Source organism: Bradyrhizobium sp. AUGA SZCCT0160 (assembly GCF_018130105.1).
Taxonomy (GTDB): domain Bacteria; phylum Pseudomonadota; class Alphaproteobacteria; order Rhizobiales; family Xanthobacteraceae; genus Bradyrhizobium.
Genome location: NZ_JAFCMD010000001.1, coordinates 121,668 through 140,253, shown reverse-complemented (window position 1 = coordinate 140,253; position 18,586 = coordinate 121,668). Strand labels below are relative to the sequence as shown.

The following is an 18,586-nucleotide window of genomic DNA, read 5'->3' as shown; positions in this document are numbered from 1 at the left end:
GGGGCAATAATCCATGTTCAAACGATCTTCCGTTCATTACGGGCGCATGCCCGAACCGGTCACACCCTACCAAAAGGCAGCGCAGGTATGGGATGAACGCATTGGATCCGCCCGCGTACAAGCCAAAAACTGGCGCTTGATGGCGTTCGGTTGCCTGATGCTGTCGGCAGGTCTCGCCGGGGGATTCGTTTGGCAATCGAGCCAAGGATCGATCACGCCCTGGGTGGTCGAGGTCGATCGTCTCGGCCAGGCCCAAAGGGTCGCCACGGCCAGCATCGACTATCAACCCACCGATGCTCAGATCGCCTACCACTTGGCGCGTTTTATCGAAGACGTCAGAGGCCTGTCCGCCGACGCCATCGTGCTGCGACAGAACTGGCTTCGGGCCTATGATTTTACGACCGATCGCGGCGCGGCCGCGCTCAACGACTATGCGCGTAACAACGATCCCTTTGCCAAGTTGGGTAAGGCGCAAATCTCCGTCGATGTATCGAGCGTCATCCGTGCCTCACCCGACAGCTTTCGGATCGCATGGACCCAACGCACATACGATAACGGCTCGTTGAGCTCGACCGAGCGTTGGACCGCGATTCTCACGGTCGTGATCGAGACGCCGCGCGATGCCGAGCGCCTGCGCAGGAATCCCCTCGGCGTCTACGTCCGCGCCATCAACTGGTCAAAGGAGTTGAGTCAGTGACCAATACGACGCCCGACGCGTATTCGAAGTTTCCCTTCACACATCGTAAGTTCAACCCTACCTGGTCCGAATTCGTGACCTCGAAGCGAACGCTCCTGGCCGCGGTTCTGCTTTGTACGTCGGCTCTCGGTGGATGCGCGACCTACATTCCGTCGGAGATTAGCTATGACAGGGAGGTTCCGTCGTTGCCGGCGTCTCCAGCCGCTCTCGACGACAGACAGCCGCCGCTTCACGTTCCACCACTTTGGAAGCCAGTTCTTGGCGGCAAGTCGGGAGGCAAGGAAGAGGCCGAACCTGTGACCCGGGTTGAGACAGCAAACAGTGCGGCGCGCGTCGAACCGCGCAAGAAGGGATACTTCAACGCGGCACAAATCTACGCGTACAGCCCCGGGGCGCTCTACCAGGTTTACGCAGCGCCCGGCCAGATCACGGATATTGCGCTCGAAGAGGGAGAGCTGTTGACGGGATCAGGACCAATCGCGGCCGGAGACACGGTACGCTGGGTTGTGGGCGATACCGAGAGCGGGAGTGGTGACACGCGGCGCGTCCATATCCTGGTGAAGCCGACCCGCGCTTCGATCGAGACCAACCTCGTCGTTAACACGGACCGGCGCACCTACCTGATCGAACTCCGCTCCCGCGAGCGGCCATACATGCCATCCGTTGTCTGGTACTATCCGGAAACCGTTCGCGAACGATCGCGATCGGCCCAGCTAAGACCCGTTCTTCCCGAATCGGCTCAGCGTGTCTTTCGTTACGCAATCGAAGGGGACAGCCCACCCTGGCGGCCGCTTGCCGCGTATGATGATGGCCGCAAGGTCTATGTCGAATTTCCGCAAGGGATTGTCCAGGGCGAGATGCCGCCGCTCTTCGTCATCGGTCCCGACGGTAAGACCCAACTCGTCAACTATCGCGCCTACGGCAATGTGTTGATCGTAGATCGGCTGTTTGCAGCCGCAGAACTGCGGCTCGGTGGCGAACACCAGCAGAAGGTCAGGATTGTCAGGACTGACGGGAGGCCGTCGTCATGAACAGCCAGAATGGAAACGATCACGAGCAGGCGATTCCGCCGCAAACACAGGACGAGCAGTCCAGGAACTTCCGGTTAAGGGCGGAGCATCCGCGCGTGACACGGTTGTCGCGAAAGATTCTGGCGGGAGGGAGCGCGGCTGCCTTGCTTGTCATCGGCGGCGCCGTGTTGTGGTCGTTGCAGAGTAATCGCTCCCGAAACCAGGCGGCCGATGAGCTCCATAGCACCGAGCATCACAATATTGCCGATGGCATTACAACGCTGCCGAAAGACTACGCCGGTGTGCCACGCCAAGCGATCCCGCAACTCGGTCCGCCGCTCCCTGGAGACCTTGGCCGGCCGATTCTTGCTGCTCAGGGCCAGTCGCCGACGATCGGCGCTACGGCTCCGGATGCGGAACAGCAACGCCGGGATCAGGAAAACGAAGCAGCCCGAGTAAGTCATTTGTTCGCTTCGACCAATGGGCGAGAAGTGCGTCCGCCTGCTGCCACGGTTCAGGGAGGCGACCGCAATGCTCCATCGATCTCGACCACCAATAACGACGAAGGATCCTCGCAGAGCGGTCAGGACAGGAAGCGCGCCTTCGTCAACGCATCCGTGGATCGCCGTACAGTAAGCCCCGACCGCGTAACCAGGCCGGCTTCACCGTATATCGTGCAGGCTGGAACCGTGATTCCGGGCGCACTGATCACCGGGGTCCGATCGGACCTACCAGGCCAGATCACCGCGCAGATAACAGAAAACGTTTTCGATTCGCCGACCGGGCGCCTTCTGCTCGTCCCGCAGGGGGCGCGTCTGATTGGCATTTACGACAGCCAGATTGCGTTCGGTCAGTCACGCGTGTTGTTGGTCTGGACCCGCCTTATCATGCCGAACGGTCGTTCGATCGTTCTTGAGCGGCAGCCGGGTGCAGACGCGGCCGGATATGCCGGCCTCGAAGACGAAGTCGACAACCATTGGGGCGAATTGCTCAAAGCCGCTGCCCTTTCGACGCTGCTTGCTGTCGGCACCGAGCTCGGAGCGGGCTCCGACACTAACAGTAACGACAGTGCCATCATCCAAGCACTACGGCGCGGAGCAGGGGACTCACTAAATCAAACCGGCCAGCAGGTTGTCCGTCGCAGCCTCAATATTCAGCCGACCCTGACCATTCGTCCGGGATTTCCGGTCCGCGTAATCGTCAATCGCGATCTCGTTCTCGAACCATACAGAGAGTGACATGACCAAGCTCAAGATCGGGGCGCTTCCAGACGAGAGACCCGTAAAAATTCACATTGAATTGCCGGCTTCGGTGCACCGAGATCTCGTCGCCTATGCGGCCGCCGTGGCGCAAGAAACCCGTCGGCCGGTCAGCGATCCGGGTAAGCTCATCGCGCCCATGCTGGCGCGGTTTATGGCCACGGATCGTGGTTTTGCAAAACGGCGTCGTGCGAGTCAATCACCGGACGAAAGCGAGGGATAGCGTTCGGACAATAGCTTGACAAAGCCGTGCAGCGCGGGATTTCCGTTTTCCCGGAGCCAATGAGCATGGAATGCCACCTCCGCGTGGCCTGCGTCGTCCTGCAATTCGCGATAAACAACGTCACTACCAACGCATTCAATATCGGATTCTAGAACGAAGCTAAGCCCACGTCCCATCTTTACAAGACCGTTGATAAGAGGTCGACTTGCGTCATGCCACTGCACGTTATCGGCATTATCCCAGATCAATAGCCTGGATTTAAGCATGTCCTGCAGATCGCCCCCTTGTTCGGATGCGCTCAGCAAGATGGGTTGATCGGCAAGATCGCTCCAGCAGATCCTTTGGCGCGCAGCCAAAGCATGCTCGCGAGGTAGTGAGACGAAAATGCGTTCGTCCCAAAGCGAACGGAACTCAAAATCGCTCGATCTAATTCGTCCTGGGATAATGATGACGTCGACGGTCTTACTCCGAAGACATTTATTCAGTCCGACTGGTGACCGCTCAATCGCGGCCATTTCAATCTGTGGAAAGCGTCGCGAAAAATCAGACAGCATTTCCCGCAAATTCCCATTTGAAATCGAGGTACATAAGCCTACCGAAAGCTGACCAGATACGCAGCGCGAAACAGCGCCAGCTGACCAGATGAGGGTGTCAATTTGCTCCAAAGCGCCTTTGGCACGGCTTAGGAAGCGCTCGCCTTCGTTAGTAGGCCGCACGCCTGCGGTCGATCGCTCGAATAAGGTGATCCCGATAACATGCTCGAGCTGAGACACTGACCGGCTTAATGCGGAATGCCGGACCGACAGTACGTCAGCTGCCCTCCGGAAGCTTCCACAGCTAAGTGCTAGTACTGCTGACCGTAGCTGCTTCAGCTCGATCGGGTACCTTAGTTGGCCACAATCGATGTTGCGCCTTGATTGCGCGTCCACTTCAGGAACCTCTCGAAGCGTCAAAGAACAAGATGCCGCACAGAGTATCAGCCTCAGCCAATAGAGCACCTGTATGATTTAACAGGAGAGCCGTCACTCTCAAGCAGGTACGTTCGACGGCCGCAAGAAACCGGCTGCTTGGTCCTACGCCACGATCGAAATTTGGTGGTGCTTCGAAACTTTGAATCCGCAGCACCAAAGGCAAGACGAGCTTGCATAATGGTTGTGGTGCTCGCAACCGAGCGAAAGAGGAGCTTACCGATGTCTGCCGTGAAATTTCCTGAGGTTGAACCTTTTGGTGAAGTTTACCACCTCAACGACGCAGGACATTCAAATGAAGTATTAAGGTTTGGCTATCGTGTCGCAGGGACAGATACCGTTCTAGCGTCTATCGCGGTTCCGCTGTCCGTCGTTCAGCGAGCTCTCCCACGAGAGGTGTCGGCGAGACTGGATCCGAATGGCACCATTTACGTGAGCCTCGAACTTGATGAGTTGGGCGGATCGGCACATTTCGAAGAGATAACATTGGTCCGGCTCGTGGAGCAGCTCTTGGAATCACGCAATCTATCGATGGAAGAAATCGAAGCGTCGGAGTTGGAAACTCTCCTGTGGACTTTCGAGGCATCAATTCAGCTCGTGAAGGCTGCGCTAGCGAACGTCAAGGCTCGCGAAAAGCGTATCGGTCGCTAATGAGGAAAGCGGCTCGGTCAGGCAAGCGAAGGGCCGCAACGTCGGCATCGCGGGCGACCATAGTGAGGGGGGGTTGAGGATGCGAGTTATACTAGTTTGGCGAATTCAGTATAACTCTAGGACAGCGCCTTTGAGCGCGCTAAGCCGCCTCTTGAGCGCTTCGTTCCGGGACAATCTTGGCAATAGCGTCCCTTAGTACGGTTGAGCTGGCACCGAGCCGCGTGCCGTGCTCAGCCAGGTGCCGACGGAAGGCACGTGCACCGGACACTCCGAAGAATGCGCCTACAAAATGCCGCGTTACGGCGTGCAATCGTGCCCCCTGCGATAGTTGATCTTCGATGTAAGGTATCATCTCCTCCAGAGCGGCTTGCATAGATTCGTGGGGAGCGGGTTCGTCGAACAGTTCACGATCAACCGCCAAAAGGCGCCATGGCTCCTGATATGCGCTGCGGCCGAGCATCACGCCATCAACGTGCGCAAGGTGGTGTTTGGCTTCTTCGAGGCTTCTGACACCGCCATTGATGATGATAGGCATATGCGGAAATGCGAGCTTGAGACGATAAACGCGCTCATAATCAAGCGGTGGAATGTCGCGGTTTTCCTTCGGAGATAAGCCGCTAAGCCAAGCCTTCCGGGCATGCACAATTAGGGCGTCCGCACCCGCCGCGACTACACCGCGAGCGAGCGTGTCCAACGCGGTTTCCGGATCTTGATCATCAATACCTATTCGGCATTTCACCGTCACCGGGACTCTTATCGCTTTTTTCATGGCGGCGACACCTGCAGCGACAAGTTCGGGCTCCGCCATTAGGCACGCACCGAACCGCCCGTCCTTCACTCGGTCGGAAGGGCAGCCGACATTGAGATTGACTTCGTCATAGCCAAAATCCTCGGCGATCTTGGCGGCAACGGCAAGTTCGCTTGGATCCGAGCCGCCGAGCTGCAGCGCAACCGGATGCTCATCGGCGGTATATCCAAGTAGGCGGGCTCGGTTGCCGTGGATAACGGCGCCCGTGGTCAACATCTCAGTATAGAGTCGGGCTTTTCGCGTTAGCACACGATGGAAGAAGCGGCAATGGCGGTCTGTCCAATCCATCATGGGCGCCACGGCAAAGCGCCAAAGCTGATCTTCCAATCCAGTATCCCTCTCGAATGCGTTACGAACCATCAAGTACTTCCGGCATGCGCAGGTCGTATCGGATGACACGAAAAACTGCAAATTTGTACGGTCTAGAGAAGCAATTTATTTGAGGTTTCTGTTCTCGAATACCGCCAGAATAGACCTACATCGGGATAATGTCATGGCAGCCCTTACTAAATTGACTTCGGGGAACTGGCGCATTCAGATTCGACGCAAAGGGCAGTATGCCACAAGGACCTTTCGAAAAAAGGAAGACGCTGAAACATGGGGTTTGGCCCTGGAACGGGAGATTGATCTCACGGCGAGGGCACCGTCAGACTGGGATAAGCTCACTCTTGAGGAGTTGATTGATCTGTATCTCCAGGACATGCTCGAGGTGGGTAAGAGAGTTGGAAGGACAAGACAGCTCTTCTTGGAGAGTATTCGGCCGACTCTAGGTAAGCTAAAGCTTTCGGAACTTACCCGTGCCAACTTTATCAAGTATGGTCGTGCTCGTGCCCAATTGGGAGCCGCACCGGGAACGGTCCTGTTCAATTTCTCCGATATTCGCGCAATACTGACCTATGCGGAATGCGTTTATGGAGCGCCTGTTCAACACCACGAGTTTGCCCTCGCACGTATTGCTCTCAAAAAGCTTGGTCTGATGCACAGAAGTCGCGCGAGGAATCGGCGTCCTACAGTCGACGAACTTCAGAGCTTGATCGACTACTTTGCAAATAGCCCGCGTCAATTTATTCCCATGGATCGCATCATTCAGTTCGCCGTCGCGACCGCAATGCGCGAGGGCGAAATCTTTCGTCTCGAATGGCCCGACGTCGACATGAGGAAACGTTTGATGACGGTGCGCGACCGAAAAGCGCCTCAATACAAGGAGGGCAACCACGAAATTGTGCCCATGCTCAGCCTGACGGGATTTGATGCTTGGCAATTGCTTCTTGAGCAGAGGATTCTTACCCGAGGAAAGGGAAGGGTCTTCCCTTATAGTGCCTCAAGCGCCGGCGCGGCATTCTCTCGTGCCTGCAAGGTTCTTCATGTCGAAGACTTGCGGTTTCACGATTTGCGCCGTGAGGCGGCGACTCGGCTCTTTGAAGCTGGGCTGCCGATTGAAAGGGTCGCTCTGGTCACAGGCCACAAAAGTTGGGATATGCTCAGGCGATACACCCGCTTGCGGCCCGAGGACCTTGTCAAAACGCAGCCGCCTCCTGAGACCTCCGTCGCAGATTTCATAGATCAGTTGATCGATTCGTGAACGTTGTGAGTGTTACGCAAGAAGGAGCACGACAGGCATGTCACGTCGCTTGCGCAAGGAGATTTATGACCGCGCTCATTACGTGGAAGGGCAAGGCGATGGAATAGAAATGGTCTTAATACGGATGGACGCTATTGAGGACGCAGTTAGGGCTTGGGACAGAGCAAAGCGACAGAAAATTAGGCGCTTGCAAGAGCGAGGGGTAACTAAGGCGCGGACGGGGTAAGCGTGTTCGGTTTCGGAATGTTGATTGGGAGCGCCGGGTGCGCTGACCCTGGGCCGCAGGCGCAGCCGGCGAACATAAAGCCTCCGAGGGCTTTAGATCGTTTTTGACCCAGCCTGCTTCAGCTTGTGGAAGGTATCGCTACCCGGCTTAGGGCCAAGTCCAGATCTGCCCGAATCGTCACGGTCCGCGTTCGCTTCGCCGGCTTCAAACTTGCGACCGGCAATCCGTACAGGGACCTCATCTTCGGCTTGATGAACGGCGGCGTGATGATCGATATCGACGCCATGGCTCGGACGATTCAACTTGTTCAGCAGGGCTTTGTGAAGATCCCCGAGTGATTAGACGAGGCGTAACCTCGCCAAACTCACCGAGAGAGTCATCCGCTTGCCGCTGCAAATGTAGAGCGATACTCGCCCGAGGGATTTTAAGCCGACATGCATTCTGGAAGGCTCGTCCATAGGGCAGCCCATGCCTGATGCAATAGGAGGACGCCACCACCGAACATCTGGTCGATGCACCGCAGCCACAATTTGCAGTCAACGGCGTCTCAACGGTACCCGGCGCAACGGCATTGACGCGGATCCAGTGCGGCGCCCACACGACTGCCATGAGCTCGCTGAGGTGGATGATTGCCGCCTTGACGGTGCTGTAAGCCCCCGACCCACCGTAAGGATGGAACGCAGACACGCAAGACAGATTGACAACTGCACCTTTCCGCCTCGCTGAAACCATGCGCCGAGCGAACGCCTGTCCCATGAGGAAAGTGCCGGTCAGGCCTATGTCGATGGTAGCCCGCCATTTGTTGAGGGGAAGATCGATCAGTTCACCGCCGTTAATCGCGCGATCGCGCTATTTACGAGATAGTCCAGGACCCGAATGCCTTCCAGGCAACACGACGGCATTCGCGCACTGGGCAGGATTACATCGCTAACGACAAAGACGGCCTTGCCTTTGCCCAACTTCGCGGCAAGCTCCGATCCGAACCGCATTCACGTCGCCGATTGCGACGCGCCACCTTCGGCCACGAAATCCTGAGCGAACCTCTCGCCCAAACCGCGAGCGCCTCCCGCAACGACGGCAACCTTGCCTTCAAATCGACCCACCACATCGCCTTTCGTACAGATGGAGTCTGCAAAGACACGCGTCCACGCGCTCCGCGAAAATCATTCCAGAACCGTACATGCGGCGCCTACTGATCTGAATTGCGTTTCTGTCAGCATAAGCGTGACGCGAAATCACCAAAGCCTGTGCAAGAAGTTACGACAGTCCGACGGGCCGCGTCGTGGGTGACGACGTAAGGCCCGCTGGCAATGTCGCGCACGGCTCCGCCAAAGTTATTGAGCGTCAGTTCACGCGTAGCCGATCATTGGCGCCGGTCGCCGCCCGGCATTTTTTTTGCGGGGACGTCCCTCTCTGACGCGCCGGCACCGGTTACGACTGAGCCTTGGCGGTAGCGGCCGCACTCCAGAGGGAGCCGGGATTAACGCGATCGGGGTAAAGCTCCAGCATCTTGTCGTAGAGCTCCGCCGCGGTTTTCGTCGCGTCATTCGACCGGATGAAGTCGCGAATGTACTGGCGCGTTTCTTCGACCTGTCGCGGGCTATCATCGTTGCCGGGAATCTTGTGCCCGGCAACGACCGCCGACGGTTTCAGGGCGTCGATCTTATCAAGCGCGGCAATCCATTCCAGCCGGGTTTGCCTGTTGGATTCGCTGAGAAACGGGTGAATGCCGTTATAGACAACGTCGCCAGCGACGACCAATCCGATGGACGGGACGTGAAGGCACGTCGTGTCGTCGGTGTCCGTATGACCGACCCTTACGACGACCAGTTTGTTTCCTTCCAGTTCGATCTCGTTGCCTTCCAGCGGATTCGCGATGGAAATAACGTCCGGAAGGTCTGGAAACTGCTTGCGGCGATCGTCTAGTTTTTCCGGCGTGATCTGAAGCCTCATTTTCGCAACGACCTCCCGTGTCGCCAGTGCTTGCGCGTTCGGGAAGCGATCCTGCAAAACCTTCAGCCCGAAAAAGTGGTCTGGATGTCCGTGAGTGACGTAGATTGCCTTCAGCGCTTTTCCGCGCGAAACAATGGCGTCCGCCAATCCGCTGCACTGTTCCACTGTCATGAAGGTGTCCACGAGCACCGCGTCCCGCTCTCCGTAGATCAAGGTCGCCGAATTGGCGATCCATATCAGCGACTCCTTGCCCGGCGGTAGGTGACCCGACGGCACGACCCGGCCAGGGCGATTGGCGGTAAATACCTTATACCTCAGGGCAGCTTTGTTCTCCGGGCTTGCCTTCGCCAATCCCGGCATCGTGAGCAAGACTGCCAGTGAGGCCAGCTTCATCATCTCTCGGCGCTTCATTTCGGATCTCGCTTTCAAGGACGCGACGGGGAATTTCCGGAACCCCTCGCGCACAATCTCCTATTAATGATGGCCATCATGATTGTATTCATGATAGATATCATGTATGGAGTCAAGCTGGTTCGGAGATGCACACATGAAAGTGAGTAGAGAACAGGTCGCAGAGCATCGGACGAGGATCCTGGCTGCCGCGGCGTGCCTGTTCCGGCTGCGCGGCTTCGACGAGGTCACGGTGGCTGAGGTCATGAAGGACGCCGGTCTGACCCACGGCGCCTTTTACGGGTACTTTCCATCCAAGGAGGCACTCATTGCCGAAGCTATCCGACATGCTCTGCCCCCGGCTCCCGACGAAGCAAAGCCGCGCCGGCCGGCGGCGGACTATGCCGACGGCTATCTCAGCGTCAGGCATCGCGACAACCGCGCGACCTCCTGTCTGTTTTCAAGCTTGGGAACGGAAGCCGCGCGGGGCTCAGCCGAGCTCCGGCACGGTATGACGGAGGGCGTTCGTCGCCGGATCGATCATCTCAGTGTTGAGGCGGAAGGCGATAAGCCCGTGGACAAACGGCGCGCGGCGATTGCCGCCTGGTCAGCCATGATCGGCGCGATGATTCTTGCCCGTCTCGTCGACGATGAGAAACTCTCGAAGGAAATCCTGAGCGCCACGCGTGCGTCGCTGCCATTGGCTTAGCCGTGCGCCTCGGGAGACCGGACGGCAATCGGGCTGGTCGGCGCCAGGTTGCCTTTCGCCAGCGAATCTTACCGCTGATGTCGCGTACATTTCGGGGTATGCGGAGAAGCTGCAACAAGAGACGCGCGGCGCACCACCGAAACTATAAGGTACAAGTTAGGATGGCGAGTAGCAGACGCGCGCGCACGGTAAAGTGCGCGCGCTTCCTTTTAGGCGGCGGCGGTGACCGCTGTGATTGGGGCCAGCAAGCCTTGCAGATAGTCGGCGGCACGTTGTGCATGCGATGCTGCGGTGAAAATTGCACGCTTGTCGCTTTTGAGAACCTTGAACCAACCTTCAATATAGGCGGCGTGCTCCTCGCGCACCTGTGGTGTAAGGTCGAGATCGGCCAAGATAAATGCCGCGCCTAACTCCGCGACCAGTTCTTCCATCTCATAGCCCGCGTCTCCGTGTCGCTTACGTCCGAGATCGCGATCCAGGCGGGATTTATGCCTCGTCCAGTGCGTGAGTTCGTGTATCAGTACGGCGTAATAGCTTTCAGCATCCTGAAAAGCCTCGATATGCGGAACGCAGATAACGTCACGGCTTGGGCTGTAGAACGCTCGAGCGCCGCCGTGCTGAATATCGGCGGCGGTGCTGCTCAGAACTGGAATGCCCGAAGCCTTGACGTCCCGGAGAACGGCTTCGAGCTTCTCGATGATCACCGGCGCCAGACCCTCGCTGGGTTCATCGAGAAAGGCGTCGACCATTGAAGTTGTGAACGAGCGATTGACGAAGATCAGGCTGACGATGACCAACACGAGCGAAAAGAACGTGAGCGCGCGCACCTCGTCTGCAGGCATGCCATAGGAGCTGGTGAGCTGGCTGTTACCATCACACCCCCGGTGAGGAGCAACGCAAGACCACCTTGGAGGACAGACCAGATCACTAGGCTTTTTGGTAAAAGTGGCTCGTCCGGCGAGCGCGGCGGTCGCTGCATTACGTTGCGCTCCTCGGTCTCAGTTCCGGATCACCCGACGCCTTGCAGAAGCCCTGCCATTCGGAGTCCGAGATCGTGCCGCAGGTGATATAGCCATCGAGCGTCTTGAACACGAGGTCCGGGCGGTCGTTGGGATCCATGGTGGTGGCTTCAGCGCCGAATACCGATGATGACGAGGCCACCGATCCAACGGAGCGTCACCAAGCCGAATTTCGCACATTGCGAGGTGAGGGTAGGTGCCGTGGCCGTTGCTGGCGTAGTTGCTGGAAGCACCCTTGTCCTTCATCGTCCTGACGAAGCTGGCGACATCCTTGATACCCGAGTCAGCCGGCACGGTTAGTGCCAGATAACCTTCCGTAATCTGGGTGATGGGTGCGAAATCGCTGACAGGGTCGTACGGCAGCGATTTGAAAAGTGCGGGCGCGAACGCATGCGTGGCGGCGCCGCTCAGCAGGATCGTGTAGCCATCGGGCTCGGCCTTTGCGACGAAGCTAGCGCCGATCGTACCTCCCGCGCCGACCTTGTTCTCTACGATAACGGTGGCCTTGAGCGCCTTTTGCAGATGGTCAGCGAGCAGTCGGCCGGTGATATCGACGACTCCGCCAGCCGGATACGGGACAACCAGTTTGATGACGCGGTTGGGGTAGGTTTGGCCGTTGGCCGTTGCTACGCAAATGAAGAGCGCGCAAACGGATACCAGCGCTTGACGCATGAGCAACATTACTTCTCATCCTCCAATCGTTCTGAAGCACTGCGGCTATCGGGTGCGGAACGCGATAGCGGCGATGTCGTCGGCGTGCGCTCGCCGCTGGTGCACTGACAGCTGTGCGATCTCAAGCAATGGTCTTGAGATACAGGCTCGGATCGAAATACTTGCTCGCTGGCGTAAAGTCCTTGATCCCGGCGTTGGCCATGAAGAAGTCGGTGGTCTGCTGCAGCCAGTTGGTCACGGTGCCGTCTGTATACAGCTTCTTCCACTCTTGCGACGTGAACATCTTCTGCGCCTTGAACGACTCGTTGATGTCAGCCAACGGCGTCTGGCTGTAGTGGGCCTTCTGCAGTTTTTCCATCGCCTCTGTGGGATTGGCGACGATGTAGTCATTGGCCTCGGCCCAGCCCTTGATAAGCTTGCCCAAAGTCTCCTTGTTGGGTTCGTAGTAGTCATTGGCTGCCGCCCAGCCACCGATGATGGCGGCTTGCGGGTAGTAGGCCGAGGCGTCGGCGAGCTTGATGGCGCCCGGTACCTTGTCGCGCACGGTGACATTGAACGGCACCCACAGCGCCACCGCTGGAACAGCGCCCGAGATAAATGCCGTCACGGCGGCGGGCATGGTCTGGTTGACGAGTTCGACTTCCTTGGGATCGATATTGTTGGCGCGCAATGCCTTGTCGAGGAACACATGGGCGGTGGTACCGGTCGCCGTGGCGATGCGTTTGCCCTTCAGATCCGCGAACGACTTGATGCCCTGGTCGGACCGCACCCAGAGATGGGCTGTCGCCACTTCGATGTCGTTGATCAAAAATACCTTGCCCTGTCCGCGCGCCGGAAAATTCGACAGCACCGCGCCGGTCGCCAGCACGTCGAGGCTGCCGCCGATCAGGGCCTGGAAAATCTCGAGGCCGGTATTGAACTGCCGCAGCTCCAGATTGAGGCCCTGCTTTTCGAAGGTGCCGCGGTCCATTCCGGTCCAGATCTGCCCGTCGACGGCGACCGTATGCAAATAGCCGACGCGAACTTTCGTCTTGGCCTGGGCGAGGGCGGGTGCGGAAGCCGCAAAGCCGCCGAGCGCGACGCCGGCGGTTGTGGTCAGAAATTGTCGTCGATCCATGGCATGTCCTCCGTTTGCTTTTTGATTATTCCGTAAATGAAGCCGGCCGCAGCTGAGCCTGCTGCGCGCGGTATTCGCTCATGACGAGCTCTCTGATGTGGCTTCGCAGTTCGCCGAACTCCGGCCGTTCCTGCAGCGATTCATCGCGCGGATACGGGAAGGGCACGTCGATGATCTCCTTGATCCGCGCCGGTCGTGCCGTCACCACCACGATGCGCGAGGCGAGGTAGATCGCCTCTTCCACCGAGTGTGTGATCAGCATGACGGTCTTGCCCTCGGTGGCGAGCACCTTGAGCAGCAGGTTCTGCATGTTCCCCCGGGTCTGGGCGTCGAGCGCCCCGAACGGCTCATCCATCAAGAGAAACTGCGGCTTCACCGCGTAAGCGCGGGCGATGGCAAGGCGCTGCCGCATGCCGCCGGACAGGTGCTTGGGATACGAATTGGCGAAATCCGACAGGCCCATCAGCCCCAGATAATGCTCGCAAATCTGGTTGCGCTCGGTGGGCGGAACATGATTGGCCTTGAGTTTCAGGCCGAATGCGATGTTCTCCTTGACGGTCAGCCAGGGGAACACACCGTATTCCTGGAAGATGACACCGCGCTCGGGACCAGGCCCCTTCACGGGCAGTCCGTCGAACAGCACCTTTCCGGCTGTGGGTTTCTGGAAGCCGGCCAGCATGCTCATCATCGTGGTCTTGCCGCAGCCGGAGGGGCCGATCACGGCGATGAAGTCGCCGTCATTGATGTCGTAGCTGACATCTTCGACGACCCTGAGCTTGCCTTTCGGCGTGTCGAATTCGAGCGAGACGCCATCGAATTGCGCGCGATGAATGCCGGCCGTGTTCATGCGACGGCTCTTTCCTGCCACACCAGCAAGCGAGCGCTGATCCGCCGCAGGATCAAGTCCATGATCAGGGCAATGCAGCCGATGCAGATGATGCCGACATAAATGACGTCGAGCAGGAAATAGGTCGAGGCGTTCTGGATCATCGCGCCGAGCCCACGCTGCGCCGCGATCAGTTCGGACGCAACAAGAGTTGCCCAGGCCACGCCGAGCGCGACGCGCAATGCGGTGAGGATATGCGGCACCGTGAGCGGGATGATGACTTTGCGAAAGATCTCGAATTCGCCGGCACCCAGCGTCTGCGCCACCCGGATGTAGAGCGGGGTGATCTGCGATACGCCCTCATACATCACGATCACGCCGGCAAAGAACGAGGCGTAGAACAGGATCACGAGTTTTGCCACTTCATCGACGCCGAAATAGACGATCACCAGCGGGATCAGCGCGATCGGCGGAAGAGCGCGAAAGAAATTGATCATCGGATCGGCGAAGGTGCGGGCCGAGCGGTACCATCCGAGCAGGAAGCCGACTGGAACCGCGGCGAGAATACCGAGCATGACGCCCAAAAAAACCCGGCGCGTCGAAGCAAAGACATCGACCAGCAGCCCCTCAGTCAGCAGCAGCTCGACGAATTTCGCGGCCACCTGATGCGGCGCCGGTATCAGCGATTGATTGACGAATCCACTCCAGCGCACGGCGTACCACAGTGCGATGGCGCCGACCCACGGCGCGAGCCCGAGCAAGAAGCGTCTCGCGACACTGCCCACCATTTCGTTCCTTCCGGCGGTAATTCCGGTTGATAAGGGCTAAGTCATATTATAAATAGGAGGACCATACAAGAGGCGGTCGCGGCCTCAAATCGTGCCTTCGGACGCAGAAATGACATCACCCACCTTTGCCATCCGCAAGCTCGAGGCTTTCTCGTATCGCTATCCGTTATCGACGCCGGTCGTCACCTCGTTCGGCCGGATGCTGAATCGGCCGGCAGTGTTCGTGCGGGTTGAAGATGATGACGGCCACGCCGGCTGGGGCGAGGTCTGGGCGAATTTTCCCTCGACCGGCGCCGAACACCGCGCGCGGCTGGTCAACGAGGTACTAGCGCCGCTGCTATCCGGATTTGTGACAAGCGAGCCCAAGGAGGTCTGGGAAAAGCTGACGCAAGCCACCGCCGTCGTTGCCTTGCAGTGCGGCGAGCCGGGTCCGTTCGCCCAGGCCATCGCAGGAATCGATCTGGCTGTGTGGGATCTCTATGCACGGCGCCGCAATATCGCGCTGTGGAAGCTGCTCGGCGGTAACAGCGGCCAGATCCGGGTCTATGCCAGCGGTATCAATCCGACAGGCTCGCGACACATGGCCGAGGCGGCGCTGAACAGAGGGCATCGCGCGCTGAAATTGAAGGTCGGCTTCGATCTTGCCGCCGACTGCGCCAACCTCAAGTCGCTTCGTCAACTGATCGGCGACGGCATGCTCGCCGCCGATGCCAACCAAGCCTGGTCGGTGGAACAGGCGCTGGACGTCGCACCTCATCTAGGCGAATTCGCGCTCGCCTGGCTCGAAGAGCCGATCCGGGCCGACCGGCCGTGGCAGGAATGGCAACGCCTGCGTCGAGCCACCGACGTGCCGCTCGCAGCGGGTGAGAATATTGCAAGCCGTGCCGGTTTTGAGCAGGCGATCGGCGACGACGTGCTGCGCGTCGTCCAGCCAGACATTGCCAAATGGGGCGGTCTGAGCGTCTGCGCCGGGATTGCCCGCGACATCTTGAAATCAGGCAAGACGTTCTGTCCGCATTATCTCGGCGGCGGCATCGGTCTGCTGGCATCAGCGCATTTGCTGGCTGGAGTAGGCGGCGACGGATTGCTGGAAGTCGATTCAAACGACAACCCGCTGCGCGACCGCTTCTGCGGTCCGGTCGCCGACATCAGCGATGGTATGGTGACGCTGAGCGATGCGCCGGGCCTCGGGATCGAGCCTGATCTGTCGTCGATCGATGCGTATCGGACAGCCTGATCCGGCGGAAAGAATTCGATGGCCGCTCAGGGATATGACTACATCATCGTCGGCGCCGGATCGGCCGGCTGCGTAGTCGCGAACCGGTTGTCGGGCGATCCGTCCTGCCGCGTGATGCTGCTGGAGGCCGGAGGGTCCGATCGCAATTTCTGGCTCAAGCTCCCGGTCGGTTACTACCGGACCATCTACAACGAGCGCTTTTCTCGCCTGTTCAAGACTGAGCCGAGCGAGACGACCGGCGGCCGTTCGATTATCTGGCCACGCGGCCGCGTGCTTGGCGGATCCTCGTCCATCAATGGCCTGATTTTCATACGCGGTCAGCATGACGATTTCGACGACTGGGAGCGGCTCGGTGCGAAGGGATGGAGCTATCGTGATCTGTTGCCGTACTTCCGCCGCTATGAGCGCTATTCCGGCGGCGAAAGCCAATATCACGGTGGCCTCGGCGAATTCGAGGTGTCGGACCTGCGCAACAACAACGTCGCCTCCAAGGCTTGGGTGCAAGCCGGTGTCGAATTCGGATTGCCGCGCAATCCCGATTTCAACGGGGAAACGACGTTCGGGGTCGGCAGCTACCAGCTCGGAATTGGCCGGCATTGGCGAACCAGTTCGGCATCGGCATTCCTGCGGCCAGCGGCCCATCGCCCAAACCTGACCGTCATCACCGGTGCGCAGGTCAGCAAGGTAACGTTTCAGGGATCTGTGGCGACAGGTGTTGACTGGATCAAGGACGCTCGGCCGTTCAGCGCCACCGCCGATCGCGAAGTCATTCTATCGGCGGGTGCCTTGCAGTCCCCGCAAATCCTGCAACTTTCAGGCGTCGGTCCGGCGGATTTACTGCGCGGGTTCGGCATTCCGGTCGTCGCGGACTCACCGGAGGTTGGGGGCAATCTACAGGATCATTATCAGGCGCGGTTGATCGTGCGATTGAAGCAGCGCATCTCGCTGAACGATCAGGTGCGCAACCCGGTCGAGCTTGCTAGGATGGGTCTACAATGGATGTTCGCTGGCAGCGGTCCTTTGACCGTCGGCGCGGGGCAGGTGGGTGGCGCCGCCTGCACGGAGCACGCCGTCGGTGGGCGCCCCGATGTGCAGTTCAATGTGATGCCGCTGTCGGTCGACAAGCCTGGCGACCCCTTGCACAGCTATTCCGGCTTCACGGCATCGGTTTGGCAGTGTCACGCAGAATCGCGCGGGCGGCTGGCGATCCGATCGGCGGATCCGTTCGACCAGCCGCGCATCGAGCCGAATTATTTTGCCGAGGAAATCGACCGCAAAACCATTGTTGCCGGCCTTCGGATGCTGCGAGACATATATCGGCAGCCTTCGTTTCGCGATCTCTGGGATGTCGAGATGGTGCCGGGCGAGGCGGTCGACGCGCCGGAAGGCCTTTGGGATTTTGCGCGGACCACCGGAGGAACAGTGTTTCATTGCGTCGGCACCTGCCGTATGGGCAGCGATGATCGATCGGTGCTCGACCCGCAATTGCGGGTGCGTGGAGTCGAAAACCTGCGCGTGATCGACGCTTCGGTGATGCCGCTGATCACGTCGGCCAATACCAATGCGAGCAGCCTGATGATCGGGGAGAGGGGCGCCGCCCTGATCACGTCGTGAATCGCTTTCTGCCGGTATCCGACCGGAGCGTCAAACGTGCAGGTTGAGGCCATGATGGATCTAATTTCAGATAGCCACGTTCCCAAATACGCACAGATTGCCGATATTTTTCGTCAGCGGATCGCGCGCGGAATTTGGGCACAGGGCGTGCGGTTGCCAGCGAACGAGTTGCTCGCCACCGAGTTCGGCGTCTCCCGCGTTACCATCCGGCAGGCGGTCGATCTGCTGGCGCGGGATGGGATTATCGAAGCTCAACAAGGCCGCGGTACCTTCGTCACCGGTACCTTGAAGCAGGATCGCTGGCTCAAGGTTGAAACGACGCTTTCCGACCTCGCCGAGGTTTACCGCGATACGTCGCCTGAAATCATCAACATCTCGGAAAGCCGTACCGAGGCGCCCGTGCTTCCCACCGACGGCAAGCCGGCGGAGCATTATGTGTTCATGCGCCGCGTCCACTCGCGCAACAAGCGGCCCTATTGCGTGATCTCGATCTACCTCGACGAAAAAATATTCCGCAAATACCCAAAACGTTTCCGCAAGGAGACGGTGATTCCGATCCTGAAGGATATGCGCGATCCGCGGATCAGCAGCGCGCGGCAGACGCTGACGATCGGCACGGCGGATCTCGAGGTCGCAAAATTGTTGCAGGTCCCCTTGAACTCTCCGGTGGCCGAGGTCAGGCGGATTTTCACCACCGCCGATCGGACTGTGATCTATCTCGGGGAAGTGACCTATCGCGGGGACTTCATCCGGATTGACATGGATCTGCGGCCGTGAGTGCGGGCAAATGAAAAAAGTTCGTAATTTCTCGGTTGGAGTTTTCGCCAAGGGTCTCAG

The 18,586-nt window shown here is 58.9% G+C and carries 21 protein-coding genes and 2 pseudogenes; 12 read left to right on the top strand and 11 right to left on the bottom strand.

Going from position 1 to position 18,586, the window contains the following annotated elements; genetic code table 11:
* Positions 1 to 13: 13 nt before the first annotated feature.
* Genes trbF through JQ558_RS00650 form a run of 4 tightly spaced genes read left to right on the top strand, consistent with a single transcriptional unit; the run spans position 14 to position 3,189 of the window.
* Positions 14 to 697, top strand: coding sequence for a conjugal transfer protein TrbF (gene trbF, locus JQ558_RS00665; RefSeq protein WP_212292537.1), 684 nt, complete (start codon positions 14 to 16; stop codon positions 695 to 697).
* Entirely contained in the window at positions 694 to 1,728 is a 1,035-nt protein-coding gene (gene trbG, locus JQ558_RS00660; RefSeq protein ID WP_212292536.1) for a P-type conjugative transfer protein TrbG, read from the top strand. The genes trbF and trbG overlap by 4 nt, the downstream gene beginning before the upstream one ends.
* Positions 1,725 to 2,945 (top strand): TrbI/VirB10 family protein, encoded by a 1,221-nt coding sequence (locus tag JQ558_RS00655; RefSeq protein ID WP_212292535.1) that lies wholly within the window; start codon positions 1,725 to 1,727, stop codon positions 2,943 to 2,945. The genes trbG and JQ558_RS00655 overlap by 4 nt, the downstream gene beginning before the upstream one ends.
* A 1-nt stretch (position 2,946) precedes the next feature.
* Positions 2,947 to 3,189 (top strand): DUF2274 domain-containing protein, encoded by a 243-nt coding sequence (locus tag JQ558_RS00650; protein ID WP_212292534.1) that lies wholly within the window; start codon positions 2,947 to 2,949, stop codon positions 3,187 to 3,189.
* On the opposite strand, the gene JQ558_RS00645 is transcribed toward JQ558_RS00650, so the two are convergent.
* A complete protein-coding gene (locus JQ558_RS00645; protein ID WP_212292533.1) occupies positions 3,162 to 4,118 on the bottom strand; it encodes a LysR family transcriptional regulator in 957 nt (318 codons plus the stop codon). The genes JQ558_RS00650 and JQ558_RS00645 overlap by 28 nt on opposite strands.
* Positions 4,119 to 4,379: 261 nt before the next feature.
* Here JQ558_RS00645 and JQ558_RS00640 point away from each other — a divergent pair, with 261 nt between their 5' ends.
* Positions 4,380 to 4,808: a hypothetical protein gene (locus tag JQ558_RS00640; RefSeq protein WP_212292532.1), complete on the top strand. Its 429-nt coding sequence runs from the start codon at positions 4,380 to 4,382 to the stop codon at positions 4,806 to 4,808.
* A 139-nt stretch (positions 4,809 to 4,947) separates the two neighbouring features.
* On the opposite strand, the gene dusA is transcribed toward JQ558_RS00640, so the two are convergent.
* Complete coding sequence (gene dusA, locus JQ558_RS00635; protein WP_212292531.1) at positions 4,948 to 5,976, bottom strand: tRNA dihydrouridine(20/20a) synthase DusA; 1,029 nt, start codon at positions 5,974 to 5,976, stop codon at positions 4,948 to 4,950.
* A 133-nt stretch (positions 5,977 to 6,109) separates the two neighbouring features.
* Here dusA and JQ558_RS00630 point away from each other — a divergent pair, with 133 nt between their 5' ends.
* Together JQ558_RS00630 and JQ558_RS38260 are read left to right on the top strand one after the other, a co-directional pair.
* A complete protein-coding gene (locus JQ558_RS00630; protein ID WP_212292530.1) occupies positions 6,110 to 7,198 on the top strand; it encodes a site-specific integrase in 1,089 nt (362 codons plus the stop codon).
* Positions 7,199 to 7,549: 351 nt separating this feature from the next.
* Complete coding sequence (locus JQ558_RS38260; RefSeq protein WP_409410473.1) at positions 7,550 to 7,762, top strand: hypothetical protein; 213 nt, start codon at positions 7,550 to 7,552, stop codon at positions 7,760 to 7,762.
* Here the strand turns inward: JQ558_RS38260 and JQ558_RS38255 are convergent.
* Complete coding sequence (locus tag JQ558_RS38255; protein WP_409410485.1) at positions 7,662 to 8,243, bottom strand: SDR family NAD(P)-dependent oxidoreductase; 582 nt, start codon at positions 8,241 to 8,243, stop codon at positions 7,662 to 7,664. The two genes, JQ558_RS38260 and JQ558_RS38255, sit on opposite strands and share 101 nt — an antisense overlap.
* Before the next feature lie 612 nt (positions 8,244 to 8,855).
* The gene (locus JQ558_RS00620) at positions 8,856 to 9,788 is read right to left on the bottom strand and encodes an MBL fold metallo-hydrolase (protein WP_249142260.1); all 933 of its coding nucleotides are present in this window, start codon (positions 9,786 to 9,788) and stop codon (positions 8,856 to 8,858) included.
* 106 nt (positions 9,789 to 9,894) lie between these two features.
* Between JQ558_RS00620 and JQ558_RS00615 the strand changes: the two genes are divergently transcribed.
* Positions 9,895 to 10,476, top strand: a complete 582-nt coding sequence (locus JQ558_RS00615; RefSeq protein ID WP_312014932.1) for a helix-turn-helix domain-containing protein — start codon at positions 9,895 to 9,897, stop codon at positions 10,474 to 10,476.
* A 209-nt stretch (positions 10,477 to 10,685) separates the two neighbouring features.
* Here JQ558_RS00615 and JQ558_RS00610 read toward each other — a convergent pair whose 3' ends face one another.
* The 4 genes and pseudogenes from JQ558_RS00610 to JQ558_RS38250 form a co-directional block, all read right to left on the bottom strand.
* The gene (locus JQ558_RS00610) at positions 10,686 to 11,318 is read right to left on the bottom strand and encodes a zincin-like metallopeptidase domain-containing protein (RefSeq protein WP_212292863.1); all 633 of its coding nucleotides are present in this window, start codon (positions 11,316 to 11,318) and stop codon (positions 10,686 to 10,688) included.
* Positions 11,255 to 11,455 carry a hypothetical protein gene (locus JQ558_RS36995; protein WP_249142259.1) on the bottom strand — a complete coding sequence of 67 codons (201 nt, stop codon included), beginning with the start codon at positions 11,453 to 11,455 and terminating at the stop codon, positions 11,255 to 11,257. Before JQ558_RS36995 ends, JQ558_RS00610 begins: the two co-directional genes overlap by 64 nt.
* A gap of 20 nt (positions 11,456 to 11,475) precedes the next feature.
* A pseudogene (locus JQ558_RS00605) lies at positions 11,476 to 11,622 on the bottom strand (CoA transferase); the annotation flags it as partial.
* A 101-nt stretch (positions 11,623 to 11,723) separates the two neighbouring features.
* Positions 11,724 to 11,990 (bottom strand): annotated as a pseudogene (locus tag JQ558_RS38250) (Bug family tripartite tricarboxylate transporter substrate binding protein); the annotation flags it as partial.
* Here JQ558_RS38250 and JQ558_RS00600 point away from each other — a divergent pair.
* Positions 11,886 to 12,275, top strand: coding sequence for a hypothetical protein (locus JQ558_RS00600; protein ID WP_212292904.1), 390 nt, complete (start codon positions 11,886 to 11,888; stop codon positions 12,273 to 12,275). The pseudogene JQ558_RS38250 and the gene JQ558_RS00600 sit on opposite strands and share 105 nt — an antisense overlap.
* Before the next feature lie 13 nt (positions 12,276 to 12,288).
* On the opposite strand, the gene JQ558_RS00595 is transcribed toward JQ558_RS00600, so the two are convergent.
* The 3 genes from JQ558_RS00595 to JQ558_RS00585 are packed head-to-tail and all read right to left on the bottom strand — an operon-like array spanning position 12,289 to position 14,898.
* The gene (locus tag JQ558_RS00595; RefSeq protein WP_212292529.1) at positions 12,289 to 13,284 is read right to left on the bottom strand and encodes an ABC transporter substrate-binding protein; all 996 of its coding nucleotides are present in this window, start codon (positions 13,282 to 13,284) and stop codon (positions 12,289 to 12,291) included.
* 25 nt (positions 13,285 to 13,309) lie between these two features.
* Positions 13,310 to 14,131 carry an ABC transporter ATP-binding protein gene (locus JQ558_RS00590; RefSeq protein ID WP_212292528.1) on the bottom strand — a complete coding sequence of 274 codons (822 nt, stop codon included), beginning with the start codon at positions 14,129 to 14,131 and terminating at the stop codon, positions 13,310 to 13,312.
* Positions 14,128 to 14,898, bottom strand: coding sequence for an ABC transporter permease (locus tag JQ558_RS00585; RefSeq protein WP_212292527.1), 771 nt, complete (start codon positions 14,896 to 14,898; stop codon positions 14,128 to 14,130). Before JQ558_RS00585 ends, JQ558_RS00590 begins: the two co-directional genes overlap by 4 nt.
* Positions 14,899 to 15,007: 109 nt before the next feature.
* Here JQ558_RS00585 and JQ558_RS00580 point away from each other — a divergent pair, with 109 nt between their 5' ends.
* From JQ558_RS00580 to JQ558_RS00570, 3 genes are read left to right on the top strand one after another with little or no spacing between them, the layout of a single operon-like run.
* Complete coding sequence (locus JQ558_RS00580; protein WP_212292526.1) at positions 15,008 to 16,135, top strand: mandelate racemase/muconate lactonizing enzyme family protein; 1,128 nt, start codon at positions 15,008 to 15,010, stop codon at positions 16,133 to 16,135.
* Between the two features lie 18 nt (positions 16,136 to 16,153).
* Positions 16,154 to 17,749 carry a GMC family oxidoreductase gene (locus tag JQ558_RS00575; protein ID WP_212292525.1) on the top strand — a complete coding sequence of 532 codons (1,596 nt, stop codon included), beginning with the start codon at positions 16,154 to 16,156 and terminating at the stop codon, positions 17,747 to 17,749.
* Between the two features lie 54 nt (positions 17,750 to 17,803).
* A complete protein-coding gene (locus tag JQ558_RS00570) occupies positions 17,804 to 18,526 on the top strand; it encodes a GntR family transcriptional regulator (RefSeq protein WP_212292524.1) in 723 nt (240 codons plus the stop codon).
* Positions 18,527 to 18,586: the final 60 nt, after the last annotated feature.